The organism is Pseudomonas sp. TMW22089 (assembly GCF_022496645.1).
Lineage (GTDB): Bacteria > Pseudomonadota > Gammaproteobacteria > Pseudomonadales > Pseudomonadaceae > Aquipseudomonas > Aquipseudomonas paraversuta.
The window spans coordinates 233,513-247,523 of the sequence record NZ_SCFG01000002.1 but is presented as its reverse complement, the minus strand read 5'-3'; the positions used below and the strand labels follow the sequence as shown (position 1 = coordinate 247,523).

13 protein-coding genes and 1 pseudogene are annotated in these 14,011 nt (G+C 59.2%); 8 read left to right on the top strand and 6 right to left on the bottom strand.

Features of this window, described 5'->3' with window-relative positions:
- Positions 1 to 2: 2 nt before the first annotated feature.
- Complete coding sequence (locus EQV90_RS03510; RefSeq protein WP_032861804.1) at positions 3 to 767, bottom strand: aldolase/citrate lyase family protein; 765 nt, start codon at positions 765 to 767, stop codon at positions 3 to 5.
- A 316-nt stretch (positions 768 to 1,083) separates the two neighbouring features.
- Positions 1,084 to 1,482 (bottom strand): annotated as a pseudogene (locus tag EQV90_RS03505) (histone deacetylase); the annotation flags it as partial.
- A gap of 89 nt (positions 1,483 to 1,571) precedes the next feature.
- On the opposite strand from EQV90_RS03505, the gene EQV90_RS03500 reads away from it, so the two are divergent.
- The 3 genes from EQV90_RS03500 (at position 1,572) to EQV90_RS03490 (ending at position 3,684) form a co-directional block, all read left to right on the top strand.
- Positions 1,572 to 2,141 carry a GNAT family N-acetyltransferase gene (locus EQV90_RS03500; RefSeq protein ID WP_003444023.1) on the top strand — a complete coding sequence of 190 codons (570 nt, stop codon included), beginning with the start codon at positions 1,572 to 1,574 and terminating at the stop codon, positions 2,139 to 2,141.
- Between the two features lie 86 nt (positions 2,142 to 2,227).
- Positions 2,228 to 3,097: an acyl-CoA thioesterase II gene (gene tesB / locus EQV90_RS03495; RefSeq protein ID WP_003444021.1), complete on the top strand. Its 870-nt coding sequence runs from the start codon at positions 2,228 to 2,230 to the stop codon at positions 3,095 to 3,097.
- A complete protein-coding gene (locus EQV90_RS03490; protein WP_003444020.1) occupies positions 3,094 to 3,684 on the top strand; it encodes an HAD family hydrolase in 591 nt (196 codons plus the stop codon). The genes tesB and EQV90_RS03490 overlap by 4 nt, the downstream gene beginning before the upstream one ends.
- 483 nt (positions 3,685 to 4,167) lie before the next feature.
- Here EQV90_RS03490 and EQV90_RS03485 read toward each other — a convergent pair whose 3' ends face one another.
- Positions 4,168 to 5,169 carry an alpha/beta hydrolase gene (locus EQV90_RS03485; protein WP_240877750.1) on the bottom strand — a complete coding sequence of 334 codons (1,002 nt, stop codon included), beginning with the start codon at positions 5,167 to 5,169 and terminating at the stop codon, positions 4,168 to 4,170.
- The gene (locus tag EQV90_RS03480; RefSeq protein ID WP_003444013.1) at positions 5,170 to 6,060 is read right to left on the bottom strand and encodes a neutral zinc metallopeptidase; all 891 of its coding nucleotides are present in this window, start codon (positions 6,058 to 6,060) and stop codon (positions 5,170 to 5,172) included.
- Between the two features lie 253 nt (positions 6,061 to 6,313).
- Between EQV90_RS03480 and pcaQ the strand changes: the two genes are divergently transcribed.
- The 3 genes from pcaQ (at position 6,314) to pcaG (ending at position 8,725) form a co-directional block, all read left to right on the top strand.
- The gene (gene pcaQ, locus EQV90_RS03475; protein WP_003444011.1) at positions 6,314 to 7,243 is read left to right on the top strand and encodes a pca operon transcription factor PcaQ; all 930 of its coding nucleotides are present in this window, start codon (positions 6,314 to 6,316) and stop codon (positions 7,241 to 7,243) included.
- A 146-nt stretch (positions 7,244 to 7,389) separates the two neighbouring features.
- Positions 7,390 to 8,109, top strand: coding sequence for a protocatechuate 3,4-dioxygenase subunit beta (gene pcaH / locus EQV90_RS03470; protein ID WP_003444009.1), 720 nt, complete (start codon positions 7,390 to 7,392; stop codon positions 8,107 to 8,109).
- A gap of 10 nt (positions 8,110 to 8,119) precedes the next feature.
- Complete coding sequence (gene pcaG / locus EQV90_RS03465; protein WP_003444007.1) at positions 8,120 to 8,725, top strand: protocatechuate 3,4-dioxygenase subunit alpha; 606 nt, start codon at positions 8,120 to 8,122, stop codon at positions 8,723 to 8,725.
- Between the two features lie 66 nt (positions 8,726 to 8,791).
- Here the strand turns inward: pcaG and EQV90_RS03460 are convergent, their stop codons facing one another.
- Both EQV90_RS03460 and EQV90_RS03455 read right to left on the bottom strand, forming a co-directional pair.
- Positions 8,792 to 9,676, bottom strand: coding sequence for a DMT family transporter (locus EQV90_RS03460; RefSeq protein WP_240877749.1), 885 nt, complete (start codon positions 9,674 to 9,676; stop codon positions 8,792 to 8,794).
- Positions 9,677 to 9,721: 45 nt separating this feature from the next.
- Positions 9,722 to 11,050 (bottom strand): MFS transporter, encoded by a 1,329-nt coding sequence (locus EQV90_RS03455; RefSeq protein ID WP_003444003.1) that lies wholly within the window; start codon positions 11,048 to 11,050, stop codon positions 9,722 to 9,724.
- A 229-nt stretch (positions 11,051 to 11,279) separates the two neighbouring features.
- Here EQV90_RS03455 and quiC point away from each other — a divergent pair, with 229 nt between their 5' ends.
- Entirely contained in the window at positions 11,280 to 13,190 is a 1,911-nt protein-coding gene (quiC, locus tag EQV90_RS03450) for a 3-dehydroshikimate dehydratase QuiC (RefSeq protein ID WP_203009265.1), read from the top strand.
- Between the two features lie 71 nt (positions 13,191 to 13,261).
- On the top strand, positions 13,262 to 13,939 hold the full coding sequence (locus EQV90_RS03445; RefSeq protein WP_003443999.1) for a TetR/AcrR family transcriptional regulator: 678 nt from the start codon (positions 13,262 to 13,264) through the stop codon (positions 13,937 to 13,939).
- The last annotated feature ends 72 nt before the right edge of the window (positions 13,940 to 14,011 follow it).

The window sequence follows — 14,011 nt, the reverse complement described above, 5'->3', positions numbered from 1 at the left end:
TTTTACTGTTGGAGAGAATGCAGGCGGGCTTTCAATGCGTTATGCAGCAAGCCTCGGTCTTCACCGGCCAGAAAACTTCGGATCCCGCGAGCGCGCCACAGCGTGTTCTGTTCGGCCGTGCGGGGATTTGCGCAGAAAGGTATTGCGGCGCTGAGGCAGGCATCGGCCATGTTTTGCAGCGTTTGCCAGACTTGAGGATTGAGCGGGTCGGGGCCCAGATCGAGATCGAGCGACAGATCCAGAGCGCCTTCCATGATCATGCCGACCCCCGGCAGTTGCAGAATCTCGCCGAGAGCGTCGACCCCGGCGCGGCTTTCGATCATGGGAATAATAGGGGTCTGACGATTGGCCAGATCGATGTATTCGGGTAATGGCAGGCGACCGAAACCGGTAATGCGTCCGCCGGTTATTCCGCGTTTCCCCAAGGGGGGAAAGAACGCCGCTTCGATGGCGCGCTGAACTTGCGCAGCACTTTCGGTGCGTGAAAGGACAATGGCTTCGATGCCGGCATCCAGTGCCCGACCGATCAGTTTTTCGTCCACTTGAGGTATGCGCAGCCAAGGCGAAATGCCAGCGGCCTCACACGCGCGGACACAATGCATGATGTCTTCTTCGGAGCGCAGTAAGTGCTCAAGATCGAGAATCACGAAGTCGTAGCCCGCAAACGCGAGCATTTCGCAGAGCATCGGTGAAGGTAGAGAATTGAGCAAGCCGTAGACGTTGTTCCCTGCTTGTAACCGGGAAAACACCGGAGAGGTTCGTATCACTGACGCATATCCTTCAGGGTGGATGCGCGCTAATAATAATCATTCACAATCATAAGTAAACATTTTTAGTCGCCGATTCGTGATATTCGTGATGGTCCTCATAAAAATCCCGTTCTTGGTGTAATGCTGTTCACTGATTCACCCCGGATTCCCGCCACGATTCACCCGATGGCATATGAGGGGGCTGGGGCGATTTCTGAGTTTTGTAAACACCTCGTCGAATCTCGGGTATTAATTTCCACTTTTTAGAAACCTTGACTCTCCAAGGGCCTTATTTTCGCGGTCTAACAAGATTTGTTTACATAATTTGGTCGGCATAAAGCCCGAAGCCCGCCGGGTGGTCGTAGTGGGCGTGATGAGTGCCGCCTGCCAGATGACAGGCCAGCCCGTGCTCAAGGGCCTGCTCGGCGGCCAGCAACGAGCCGCCGACCGCGCGGATGGTGCGGCGTGCCAGCGCTTCACTCCAGGGCAGACCCAGGCGTCGCTGGTCCTCGCGGGCCAGTTCACCGGCCATGTAACGCTCGATGTAGGCGCGGTCATGGGCGAGGGCGAGGATATCCACAGGGCACAGTTCGGGGCGCAGCAAATCGGCGTCGCGGGTCAGCCCGGACTGGACTAGGTGATCGCGCAGCAGGCGGAACTTGTCCATCGGGAAGCGATGTTCCGCCGGGAACTCAGGGCTGTAGTCATCGTGGTAAATCAGAGGTAAAGGCATGGGATTTCGCACCGAACGAGCGTTTGATATTAACAGCGCTGTACACTGCGAGGTATTCGAAAAGCCCGGTAACAAATCGGAGATAACAGATGGAGCAGATTAAAGAGCTCGAAAGTGCCCGTTTGCGGTTACGCCCGTGGCGTGACACAGATTTGCCCGAGTTCGCTGCGATGTCTGCCGACCCTCAGGTGATGCGCTATTTTCCTGCGCCCTTGAGCCGTCTGGAAAGTGCCGCGCTGATAGGCCGGATTCGTGGTCACTTTGCCGAATACGGCTACGGATTGTGGGCGCTGGAGCGCAAGGATACCGGGGCCTTCATCGGTTTCACCGGGTTGTCCAATGTCAATTTTGCCGCACCTTTCACGCCGGCCGTGGAAATTGGCTGGCGCCTGGCCCCGGAACACTGGGGCCTGGGCTATGCCAGCGAGGCGGCCTGGGCGGCGCTGCGCTGCGCCTTTGACCGATTGGCACTGGATCAGGTGGTGTCATTTACCAGCCAGTTGAACCTGCCGTCGCAAAAGGTCATGCAGGCGATCGGCATGCAGCACGATCCGGACGGTGACTTTGAACATCCCCGGCTGCCTGAAGGGCATCCGCTAAGGTCACATGTGCTGTATCGCATTACGCGGGCACAGTGGCTGGAAACCCTGCACGGCTAGGCAGGCCGAGAGCGGCGAAAGCCAGAATTTTGTTGTCCGGCGTAGCCAAGGCTACCCCGGTATTGCTCTGTGTGAGGAGAATCCGAATGAGCCAAGTGTTGGAAGATCTGGTCAATTTACTGACCCTGGAACCGATCGAAGAGAACCTCTTTCGCGGTAGCAGTCAGGACTTGGGCTTTCGCCAGTTGTTCGGCGGTCAAGTGCTCGGACAATCGTTGTCGGCCATGAGCCAGACAGTCGAAGATGCGCGGCACGTGCACTCGATGCACGGCTACTTTTTGCGCCCGGGGGATGCCGGGTTGCCGGTGGTCTATCAGGTGGACCGGGTGCGCGATGGCGGCAGTTTCAGCACGCGCCGGGTGACCGCGATCCAGAAGGGTCAGCCGATTTTCACCTGTAGCGCTTCATTCCAGTACGACGAAGGCGGCTTTGAGCACCAGACTCCGATGCCCGATGTGGTGGGCCCGGAAAACCTGCCTTCGGAACTCGAAATGATTCGTCAGCGTGCGCATCTGATCCCCGAATCGATGCGTGAAAAGTTGCTGTGCGCCAAACCCATCGAATTTCGTCCGGTGGTGGGCGAAGACCCGTTCAACCCCAAGATCACCGATCCGATCAAGTACGTCTGGTTTCGTGCCGATGGCGCACTGGCTGACTCGCCGGCGCTGCACAAATACCTGCTGGCCTATGCCTCGGACTTCGGTTTGCTGACCACCTCGCTGCTGCCCCATGGCAAAGGCGTGTGGCAAAAGGACATGCAGGTAGCCAGCCTTGATCACGCGCTGTGGTTCCACCAGGACCTGCGGGCCGACGACTGGTTGCTGTACGCCATGGACAGCCCGTGGGCGGGAAATTCACGCGGGTTTTCCCGGGGTAGCGTCTTTAACCGAGCCGGCCAGCTGGTTGCGTCTGTCACACAGGAAGGTTTGATTCGTCATCGTAAGGACTGGGCATGACACTCAAGGAAGTAAAACACTGGGTTTTTGATATGGACGGTACTTTGACCGTCGCGGTGCATGACTTTGACGCGATTCGTCGGGCGCTGGACATCCCTGTGCAAGTGGATATTTTGACCCACCTCAACGGCTTGCCTGCCCACGAGGCGCAAGCCAAGCACGCCTGGTTGCTGGAGCACGAGCGTGAACTGGCACTGGCCTCAACCCCGGCACCCGGGGCGGTAGAGTTGGTGCGCGAGCTGGCGGCCCGCGGTTGTCGCCTGGGAGTGCTGACCCGCAATGCCCGGGAGCTGGCGCATATCACCCTGGAGGCCATTGGTCTGGCCCCGCTTTTTGCGCCAGAGGATGTTCTGGGTCGCGACAATGCTGCGCACAAACCCGACCCCGACGGCCTGTTGCAACTGGCCCGGGCATGGGAGGTGGATCCGTCACAGATGGTGATGGTGGGGGATTATCGTTTTGACCTGGATTGTGGTCGTGCGGCGGGCAGTAAAACGGTACTGGTCAACGTGCCCGAAAATCCGTGGCCGGAACTGACAGACTGGCATGCGCGGGACTGTTTCGAACTGCGCAAGCTTATCGCCTGACCCTGTAGAAGCGAGCTCTTCGCGGTCGCGTTGAAAAGCTCGCGAGACAAGCTCGCTCCTACAGGTGCAATTGCAGCCATCTGCATGGGGTGCTTTCCGGTCTGGAGGGTGAGGGCTGGGATCTGCCGCATGTTTGCACTGCACAACCCTTGTCTCGCGAGCTCTTCGCGGCCGCGTTGAAAAGCTCGCGAGACAAGCTCGCTCCTACAGATGCAATTGCAGCCATCTGCATGTGGCGCTTTCCGGTCTGGAGGGTGAGGGCTGGGATCTGTCGCATGTTTGCACTGCACAACCCCCCCTGTAGGAGCGAGCTTGCTCGCGAGCTCTTTGCGGCTTGAAAAGCTCGCGAGACAAGCTCGCTCCTACAGGTGCAATTGCAGCCATCTGCATGGGGTGCTTTCCGGTCTGGAGGGTGAGGGCTGGGATCTGCCGCATGTTTGCACTGCGCAACCCTTGTCTCGCGAGCTCTTTGCGGTTACAGGTTTATGGGGAGGAAGGTTGCTCGCCGAACAACACCTTTTGCCCCTCGGGGGAGGTGAACATCCGGTCGCCGTTGTGCCCGACCCCGGGCACTTCTATCAGTCGCTGATTGAGCCCCTGTGGATGGCGCTGGGTCAGATACTCGAAGTAATTCTTGCCCCGCACCAGCCTGAACGCGCCCTGGGCCTCGGCCTCGCAACCCTTGTCGAGGGCCGGGTGGTTGGGGTCGATGTCTTTGGCTCCGAGCAAGTAGGTAATGTCACGTCCGACATAGGCCTGTTCCAGTTGCTCGGGGCTTTCTCCCCGGGCGTAGGCTGGCAGGTACTGGAGCCCGTATTTCCAGCTATTGAAACCCGGGCAACTGGCCGGATCGAAGGTGGGGATCGGTCGCTGCGCATTGAAATAGGCGTAGGACGAAGGGTTGGCAATCACATAGCGCAGCTTGATCCCCTGCTCCTGCAGCGCTTTGCCAGCCCGGGTTGTCAGTGCGTAGCGCTGCACCACTTGCGCGCCTCCCGAGTGTCCGGCGACCACTATCTCGCGCAGGGCCGGATAGCGTTTACCATCAGCAAGACGCTCCAGGATCTGATCCAGCGCCGCATAAGAACTGAGGGGCGCAGGACTTGTGGCGGGTGCGCCGGCCATCCAGTCATTGGCGTGCCAGCGCAATATATCGGCGGGCAGGCTATGGCGGGCAGCGTCGCTTTCATTCAAAAACTGCGGGGCGATGATCAGGGTTGTGGATAACTGTCCGGCCCGGGTCGCCGCCTGTTCAACGCTGTGCAGGTAGGTCTGGGCATTGCGCAAACGGCCATGGATCACAATCAGGGCCCGCTGCACCTGGGGGAGCGGCTGTTGCCAGTCCTGGCTCAAGCCCAGCGCCAGTTGTGCGGTGCCGATTTGCAGATGCTCGGGGCTCAGTTCCCTGACCCCCTGTTCTGCAGCCCGTGCCGCCGTGCAGACCAGCAGCAGTCCGAGCATCGAAACCATCAGGCGCGAGCCCATTTACAGCCTTGCTGCCGAAAAGGTGTCGCACTGGTTGATATCACCTTGGGCGAAACCGGTCTTGAACCACTTCACCCGTTGCGCCGACGTGCCGTGGGTAAAGGAGTCCGGCACTACACGGCCCTGGCTTTGTTGCTGCAGGCGATCGTCGCCGATGGCATTGGCGGCGTTCAGGGCTTGCTCGACATCCCCCGGCTCCAGCCAGTTCAGGCGCTTTTGCGCATGGTTGGCCCAAACCCCCGCCAGGCAGTCGGCTTGCAGTTCCTGGCGCACCAGCAATCCACCTGCACCCTCCATGCGCTGGCCTTGTTGACGGGCCATTTGCATTTTTGACGAGATACCCAGCAGGGTCTGCACGTGATGGCCTACCTCGTGGGCGATCACATAGGCCTGGGCGAAGTCGCCACCGGCCTTGAAGCGCTGGGACATTTCCTGGAAGAAACTCATGTCCAGGTAAACCTTTTGGTCCGCCGGGCAGTAAAACGGCCCGGTGGCTGCCGAAGCAAAACCGCAGGCTGAATTCACCTGGCCGCGAAACAGCACGAGGGTCGGGTCTTTATAGGTACGGCCGGCCTGTTGAAAAATCTGACGCCAGGTGTCCTCGGTATCGCCCAGCACCGCGCGCACGAAGTCGGCCTGTTGATCATTGGCCGGCGGCGCATGTCCGGCTTGCTGGGTGACCTGGGGCGAGGATTGCTCGCTGAGCTGGCCACTGAGTTGCCCGAGGATTTGCATCGGGTCCTGGCCGGTCAACAAGCCGAACCCGACAATCACCACCACCGCCATCAGGCTCAGGCCTTTGCCGCCGCCAATGCGCATCCCGCCGCCCCCGGTGCTTTGATCGCGCACGTCTTCCACGTTGTCGCTGCGTCGGCCTTTTTTCCAAAGCATGGGGCAATCCTCTGATAAATCCTGTTGATAGTGTTGTTGCTGAGCCGGGGCTTCGCCAGACCGGTTGTCAGACGCCTTTCAAGAGCGCAAGGAGTATGGCAGTTACCGCGCCAGGCAAGGTAAAAGCAGGTGTCGGCACGGGTGACAGATTAGCCCGGCCCGGCAAAAAGACCGCCAGTGCCTGAATAGAGTTCCGGGCCCCGCGCTGAAGTGGTTGAATACCGCCTGTCCTCGCCCCGGAGTTGTCAGCCCTGTGAACATTGATACCCGCATCAAATACCGGCACCTGGTGTGCTTTCTGGAGATGGCACGTCAGGGCAGTCTGGCGCGGGCGGCGGATGTGCTGGCGGTGAGTCAGCCGGCCATGTCAAAAACCCTCAAGGAGCTGGAACAGCTACTGACGGTCAGCTTGTTTGTGCGCAGCAAAACCGGGGTCAGCCTGACCGAAGCCGGTGTGGCCTTCCTGCGCTATGCGACGCCCTCGGTGCAGGCCCTGCGCGAAGGGGTGAATGCCTTGCGCGGGGGCGAATATGCGGGCGGGACGGTACGCCTTGGCGTGTTGTCGACCGTTGAAAGCCTGCTGATACCCGAACTGGTGAGCCGCCTGCATGCGCGGCACTCGTCGCTGGTGGTGAGTGTGGTGACGGGGCCGAGTGCCTACCTGTTATCGCAATTGCGGGTGGGAGATGTCGATCTGGTGGTGGGGCGAATGACAGATAGTCCGGAAATTCAGGGGATGAATTTTGAACACCTTTACAGCGAATCCATGACCCTGGTGGTGCGCGCCGGCCATCCGCTGACGCAATTGCCGCTGGATCGCAGTCGGCTGGAACACTATCCGCTGGTACTGCCGCTGGCCAATACCACCATCCGCGCCTTTGCCGACAGCCTGTTCGTACAGTGCGGTATCAGCCAGTCCCGTCAGCGTCTGGAAACCCTGTCGATTACCCTGAGCCGGCGTTATGTGCTGCACAACGATGCGGTCTGGATAGCGCCGCTGGACGCTGTGCGCCTGGATCTGGCGAGTGGTGAACTGCAAGAAGTCGACCTCGGCCAGCGCGAACCCGGGGGCTCGATCGGTATTTGCAGCAACGCCCATGTACCAATGTCGGTGGCGGCGCAGGGATGTGTCGAGGTGCTGCGGGAGCTGGGGCAGGCCTACTGCGAGGGTATTTATCCATAACCGTATGGTTATGGGTTGAGTCTGGCTTTTCAGTAGTCCTTGCCTGCCTGTTGTTTGAAAATGACCACTATCTGCCTGCCCCCCGCCCTGGCTTTTGTCGGAGCGAGGGAGGGGCCTGGCCTTTATAAAAACAACAGGAGATCGACATGTCTGATGCAGACAGCCGGCGTTTTGTCATCCGTGACCGCAACTGGCACCCCAAAGCCCTGACCCCCGATTACAAAACCTCCATTGCCCGTTCGCCGCGGCAGGCGCTGGTGAGCATCCCGCAATCGGTCAGTGAAACCAGTGGCCCTGACTTTTCCCACCTGCAACTGGGCAAGTTCGACAATGACCTGCTGTTGAACTTCAACAACGGCGGTTTGCCGGTGGGCGAGCGGATTCTGCTGGCGGGTCGGGTATGCGACCAGTATGGCAAGCCGATTCCCCACACGCTGGTCGAGCTCTGGCAAGCCAACGCCGGTGGCCGTTATCGCCACAAGAATGACCGTTACCTGGCACCCCTTGACCCCAATTTTGGTGGCGTGGGTCGTACCCTCACCGACAGTCAGGGCTACTACAGCTTCCGCACCGTAAAACCGGGGCCCTATCCTTGGCGTAACGGCCCCAATGACTGGCGTCCGGCGCATATCCACGTTTCCATCAGTGGCCCTTCCATAGCTACGCGCCTGATTACCCAGCTGTATTTCGAGGGTGATCCGTTGATCCCGATGTGCCCGATCGTCAAGTCGATTGCCAATCCTGACGCCGTGCAAAGCCTGATTGCGCGGCTGGACATGGGCGCGGCCAATCCAATGGATTGCCTGGCGTATCGCTTTGATATCGTGCTGCGCGGTCAGCGCAAGACTCACTTCGAAAACTGCTGAGGAGCCCGTCATGCCTATCGAACTGCTGCAGGAAACCCCATCGCAAACGGCTGGCCCTTATGTGCATATCGGTCTGGCACTGGCTGCGGCCGGCAACCCGGCACGGCCCGTGGAAATCTGGAGCGAAATGGCCAAGCCCGGCGCCCCAGGCGAGCACATCTTGCTGCTGGGCAACGTGCACGATGGTAATGGCCATCTGGTGCGCGACTCTTTTCTGGAGCTGTGGCAAGCCAACCATGAAGGGGTGTACGACGAAGACTTTGACTCGGAAAAGGCCTTCAACAGTTTCGGTCGTACCGCCACCACCTTTGATGCCGGTGAGTGGACGCTCAACACCATCAAGCCGGGGGTGGTGAACAACGCAGCCGGCGTGCCCATGGCGCCGCACATCAACGTGTCGTTGTTTGCCCGGGGCATCAACATCCACCTGCAAACCCGCCTGTACTTCAGCGACGAGCCAGAAGCCAATGGCAAATGCCCGGTGCTCAACCTGATTGAGCAACCGCAACGTCGCGAAACCCTGATCGCCCGGCGCTGCGAAGTGGACGGCAAACCGGCCTACCGGTTTGATATCTACTTGCAGGGGCCAAACGAAACGGTGTTTTTCGACTTCTAAGGCCCGGTAAACAACACACTCCCTGCAGGAGCGAGCTCTTTAAAGCCCGCTCCTGCACAAGAGTGTTCAGGCCCGTGTGCGACGTTGCTGCAAGGCAGCTGCCAGACCGCTGATGCAGATAATGGCGATGCCGATACGGGTGGTGAAGTCTGGCGTGTGATCAAAAAGCAACCAGCCCAATATTCCGGAAAACACGATCTGGCAATAGCTGAATGGCGCCAGCAGTGCCGGGGCGGCGACTCGAAAAGACTGGGTCAACAGCAAGTGCGCGGTCATGCCGAACGCGCCCAGGGCAAGCATTTGCTGGCCGTGGGCCAGAGTCGGGGTATGCCAGAAGAACGGCACCAGCGCACTCATCACCAGCACATTGAATAACCCGGCAAAGAAATTACTGGTGGTGGGGCTGTCGTACAGGCTGAGTTTGCGGGTGAGAATCTGATAGCAGCTGAAGCACAGCGCTGCCGCCATCGGTAATAACACCGCGGGGGTGAACAGCTCACCGCCCGGATGAATAATGATCACCACCCCGATAAATCCGCAAACCACGGCCAGCCATTGGCCGAGTGAAACTTTCTCCCCCAGCAGGGGCCCGGACAATGCTGCCACCAGCAGCGGCGCCAGAAAGTTGACCGCGGTGTTTTCGGCCAGTGGGATATACAGCAGGCCGTAGGTGAAAAACAGCCCTGAACCCAGCAGGCATATCGCCCTTAGAACCTGAAGCAAAGGGCGCTTGCTGCGTAAGACCCGCAGCCCCGACTGCGGCAGGAAAATCCCCGCCATCAGCAGGGTGTGCACCAGATAACGGGCCCACACCACCATCACTACCGGGTAAAAGCCACTGAGGTATTTGGACAGTGCATCGTGACTGGAGAACAGGGCCGTGGCCGCCACGATCAGCAAGATGCCTTTCAAAGGCTGGTTAACCCCTGAAAGGGGGGTGGGCATTGTCATCGAATACCTCAAGGTGGTGCTGGGTGTGGAGGTCTGGCCCGCTTTTTATACTTGTGGGATTTTTCGCGGAGCCATGAAGTACATCCACACTAACGCAATGAAGTACATCGCCGGAATCATAGTGAACAACAATGTGTAATTGTTGTTGGTGACGGTCAGTACATAGCCGACGAACTGGGTCATGAACATGCCGCCGATGGCGGCACACATCCCGCCAAAGCCGAACACTGTGCCCATCATGTGTTTCGGCGTGTAGTCCATCACCATGCTCCACACGTTGGCCGTCCAGGCCTGGTGTGCGCCGAGTGCCAGGGCAATCGCGCCGACAGCCACCCACAGCTGGCTGGAGCCTGCGGCCATCACCACGCCAATGATGGCGATCGCACATAACAGCATCGACACCAGGCGCGCCTTGACCGCCGCCATGCCGCGCTTGATCAGCACCGAAGACAGAATCCCGCCACCGACGCTGCCGAAGTCAGCAGTGATGTAAATGATGATCAGCGGGATACCCATCTGCGTGACGCTGATCCCCAGGTTGTATTGCTGGTTCAGGAAGGGCGGCAGCCAGTACAGGTAGAACCAGAACACCGGGGCCGTCATGGCGTAGGACAGGGCGAATGCCCAGGTGCCACGCATCTTGAGGATGGTGGCAAAAGAAACGGTGGTCTGTTCAGGCTCTTTTTCTTGCTGGATGTAGTTCAGTTCCTCTTTGGACACAGTCGGATGATCTTCAGGGTTGTAGTACTTCAACCCCCAGAAGATCAGCCAGATGCCACCCAGTGCGGCCATGCACAAAAAGGCGGCTTGCCAGCCCCATACATGCAATACCAGTGGCAGCATCATCGGGGTGAACATGGCGCCGACGTTGGTCCCGGCATTGAAAATGCCGCTGGCCACCGCCCGCTCGCTGGCCGGAAACCACAGGCGCGTGGTCTTGACGCAGGCCGGATAGTTGGCCGCTTCGGTCAAGCCGAGAATAAAGCGGCAGATCATGAAGCCGGCAGCCGAGGTGGCCAGGCCATGGGCGCCAGTGGCCAGGCTCCAGAGCAGCACTGCGCAGAAGAACACCCGCTTTACGCCCACCCGGTCAATCAGCCGGCCTTGCAGGACGAAGCCGATGGCGTAGCCCACCTGAAACCAGAAGTTGATGTTGGCGTAGTCCATCGCCGTCCAGCTCATTTCTTTGGCCAGAATCGGTTGCATCACACCCAGGGCGGCGCGGTCGATGAAGTTCAGGGTGGTGGCGAAAAACACCAGCGCGAGCATGCCCCAGCGGGTCTTGCCGATCGCCATGGTGCCGCGGATCTTGTCGCCGATACCCGCGTGTGGACCTTGGGCAGGCTTGGTACGTGCAGTCTGAGAAGGGACCATGGTTGTTTATCCGTTTCTTGGAATTGTTATGTGGTGAAGCTGGAGCAGCAGATTGATGGTGGCGACTGGACAAAAAGTCGTCAATTCGAGATAGGCCATAGTGTTCGATAATCGCCCGCAAAACTAACCGTTTAGTACACAGTGATTGCTCAATAATAGGGCGCCCTTAATAATCAGGCTATTAAGAAATGCTGTCGTTTGCAGGCTGTGCCAATTCAGGGAGTAAAAAATGAAGCGTTCGATTGCCACCGTTTCTTTGAGCGGCACCTTGCCGGAGAAACTGGACGCCATTGCGGCGGCAGGTTTTGACGGGGTCGAGATCTTTGAAAACGACCTGCTTTATTATGACGGCAGTCCGCGCGAGGTGCGCCAAATATGTGCCGACCTGGGCCTGGCCATCAGCCTGTTTCAACCCTTTCGTGACTTTGAAGGCTGCCGCCGCGATCGTCTGGCCCGCAACCTTGACCGCGCCGAACGCAAATTCGATTTGATGCAGGAACTGGGCACGGACCTGGTGCTGGTCTGCAGCAATGCCGCTGCTGACGCCCTGGGTGAGCCGCAGATTCTGCTGGATGACCTGAGCCTGCTCGCCGAACGTGCCGGCGCGCGCAATTTACGCATCGGCTACGAGGCCCTGGCCTGGGGCCGTCACGTCAATACCTGGCAACAGGTCTGGGACCTGGTACGGCAGATTGATCATCCGAACCTGGGGGTGCTGCTCGACAGCTTCCACACCCTGTCGCTCAAGGGCGATCCGAGTGCCATCGCGCAGATCCCGGGAGACAAGATCTTCTTCGTGCAGATGGCCGATGCGCCGGTGCTGGCGATGGACGTGCTGGAGTGGAGCCGGCATTTCCGCTGCTTCCCGGGGCAGGGCGAATTCGACCTGCCAGGCTTTTTGGCGCCGATCATTGAGAGTGGCTACACAGGTCCCTTGTCGCTGGAAATCTTCAACGACGGTTTTCGTGCCGCGCCTACCCGGGCCAATGCCGCCGACGGCTTTCGCTCGCTGCTGTATCTCGAAGAAAAAACCCGTGAGCGTCTGGCTCGCCAGGCCGAACCGGCAACTCTGCTGGAGCCGTTATTCGCGCCGCCAAAGGCGAGCGACTACGACGGCATCGAGTTTCTCGAATTTGCCGTGGATGACAGTCAGGGCGCCCAGTTGACGCAATGGCTTGAGCGTCTGGGGTTCTCCAGGGCCGGTCAGCACCGTTCGAAAAATGTGAGCTTGTTGCGCCAGGGTGATATCAATCTGATTCTCAACGCTGAGCCTTACTCCTTTGCCCACAACTTCTTCGAGGCCCACGGGCCGTCGTTGTGCGCCACGGCGATACGGGTACAGGACAGCACCAGCGCGCTGGCCCGGGCCGTGGCCTACAAAGGTCAGCCCTATCGCGGCCTGGTCGGCCCCAATGAGCTGGAGCTGGCGGCCGTACGGGCGCCGGATGGAAGCCTGATTTATCTGGTGGACCAGGACGCCGCCGGCAACCCCTTGTACCAGTCGGACTTCAACCTCACGCCTGCCCGGGCCGCGTCGGGCGGACTTAAACGCATTGACCACATGGCAATGGCGTTGCCTGCAGACAGCCTCGACAGCTGGGTGCTGTTCTATAAAAGCCTGCTGGACTTCGAAGCCGATGACGAAGTGGTACTGCCTGACCCCTATGGCCTGGTAAAAAGCCGGGCCTTGCGCAGCCGCTGCAGCTCCATTCGCTTGCCGCTGAATATTTCCGAGAACAGAAACACCGCTATCTCACATGCCTTGTCGAGCTATCGCGGTTCCGGCGTACATCACATTGCATTCGAGTGTGACGACCTGTTTGCCGAAGTCAGTCGTGCGAAAGACGCAGGGGTACCGCTGCTGGATATCCCGCTCAACTACTATGACGACCTGGCGGCGCGCTTTGATTTTGATGATGAGTTCTTGAGCGAACTGGCCTACTTCAACGTGCTGTACGACCGTGACGCCCAGGGCGGTGAGTTGTTCCACGTGTACACCGAGCCTTTTGCCGGGCGCTTTTTCTTTGAGCTGTTGCAACGTAAAAACGGCTATGCCGGTTATGGCGCAGCCAACGTTGCAGTTCGCCTGGCAGCGATGGCCAAATCCCGCAGTGGCGCGGCACGTCAGGCCAAGTTATAGGCCGGGCGACTTCCTTCGACGAACGGGGCAGCCCATAATCGCGGGCATTCCCTGATGGCCGTGAGCCTTTAATGACCCAGATTCCAGAAGTCGACAGCGGTGCCACGGCCCCGGCTGTCGAGCCGCGTAAAAGCCGTAAAAACAACCCGGAGAAGACCCGCGAGAATATTCTGCACGAAGCCCTTGCCGAGTTCGTGGAGCAGGGGTTGGCGGGGGCCCGGGTGGACGCGATCGCGGAGCGTACCAACACCTCCAAGCGCATGATCTATTACTACTTCAGCAGCAAGGAGCAGCTCTATGTCGAAGTGCTGGAGAAGCTCTACGGTGAGATCCGGCACATTGAGGGCCAGTTGCATCTCGAAGAGCTGGCGCCGGTGCCGGCGATTCGCAAACTGGTGGAATTTACCTTCGATCACCACGACCTGAACGCGGACTTTGTACGCATGGTCAGCGTCGAAAATATTCACAAGGGCGAGTACATCAAGCGCTCGTCAGGTATCAAGGCCTTGAACGACACAATCGTGCATGCGCTGGAGGATATCTTGCAGCGCGGGGTTGAGCAGAAAGTGTTCCGTGCGGGGCTCAATGCGCTCGACGTGCATTTGCTGGTGAGTTCTTTCTGTTTTTATCGGGTGTCGAATCGCTACACGCTGGGTGAGATTTTTCAGATCGATTTGTCTGACAGCCAGATAAAACAGCGCCAACGCGAAATGATTACTGACTCGATTTTGCGCTATCTGCAGGCGTGATCGCCGGGCATGCCCGGTAGACTATTGGTAGCCACTGCCGGGGGGGCAGGGGCTACCAATGAGTGATGCAGG

Coding starts and splice junctions, on each gene's coding strand:
- EQV90_RS03500 (WP_003444023.1), top strand. CDS start 1,572: ATGGAGCAGATTAAAGAGCTCGAAAGTGCCCGTTTGCGGTTACGCCCG.
- tesB (WP_003444021.1), top strand. CDS start 2,228: ATGAGCCAAGTGTTGGAAGATCTGGTCAATTTACTGACCCTGGAACCG.
- EQV90_RS03490 (WP_003444020.1), top strand. CDS start 3,094: ATGACACTCAAGGAAGTAAAACACTGGGTTTTTGATATGGACGGTACT.
- EQV90_RS03485 (WP_240877750.1), bottom strand. CDS start 5,169: ATGGGCTCGCGCCTGATGGTTTCGATGCTCGGACTGCTGCTGGTCTGC.
- EQV90_RS03480 (WP_003444013.1), bottom strand. CDS start 6,060: ATGCTTTGGAAAAAAGGCCGACGCAGCGACAACGTGGAAGACGTGCGC.
- pcaH (WP_003444009.1), top strand. CDS start 7,390: ATGTCTGATGCAGACAGCCGGCGTTTTGTCATCCGTGACCGCAACTGG.
- pcaG (WP_003444007.1), top strand. CDS start 8,120: ATGCCTATCGAACTGCTGCAGGAAACCCCATCGCAAACGGCTGGCCCT.
- EQV90_RS03460 (WP_240877749.1), bottom strand. CDS start 9,676: ATGACAATGCCCACCCCCCTTTCAGGGGTTAACCAGCCTTTGAAAGGC.
- EQV90_RS03455 (WP_003444003.1), bottom strand. CDS start 11,050: ATGGTCCCTTCTCAGACTGCACGTACCAAGCCTGCCCAAGGTCCACAC.
- quiC (WP_203009265.1), top strand. CDS start 11,280: ATGAAGCGTTCGATTGCCACCGTTTCTTTGAGCGGCACCTTGCCGGAG.
- EQV90_RS03445 (WP_003443999.1), top strand. CDS start 13,262: ATGACCCAGATTCCAGAAGTCGACAGCGGTGCCACGGCCCCGGCTGTC.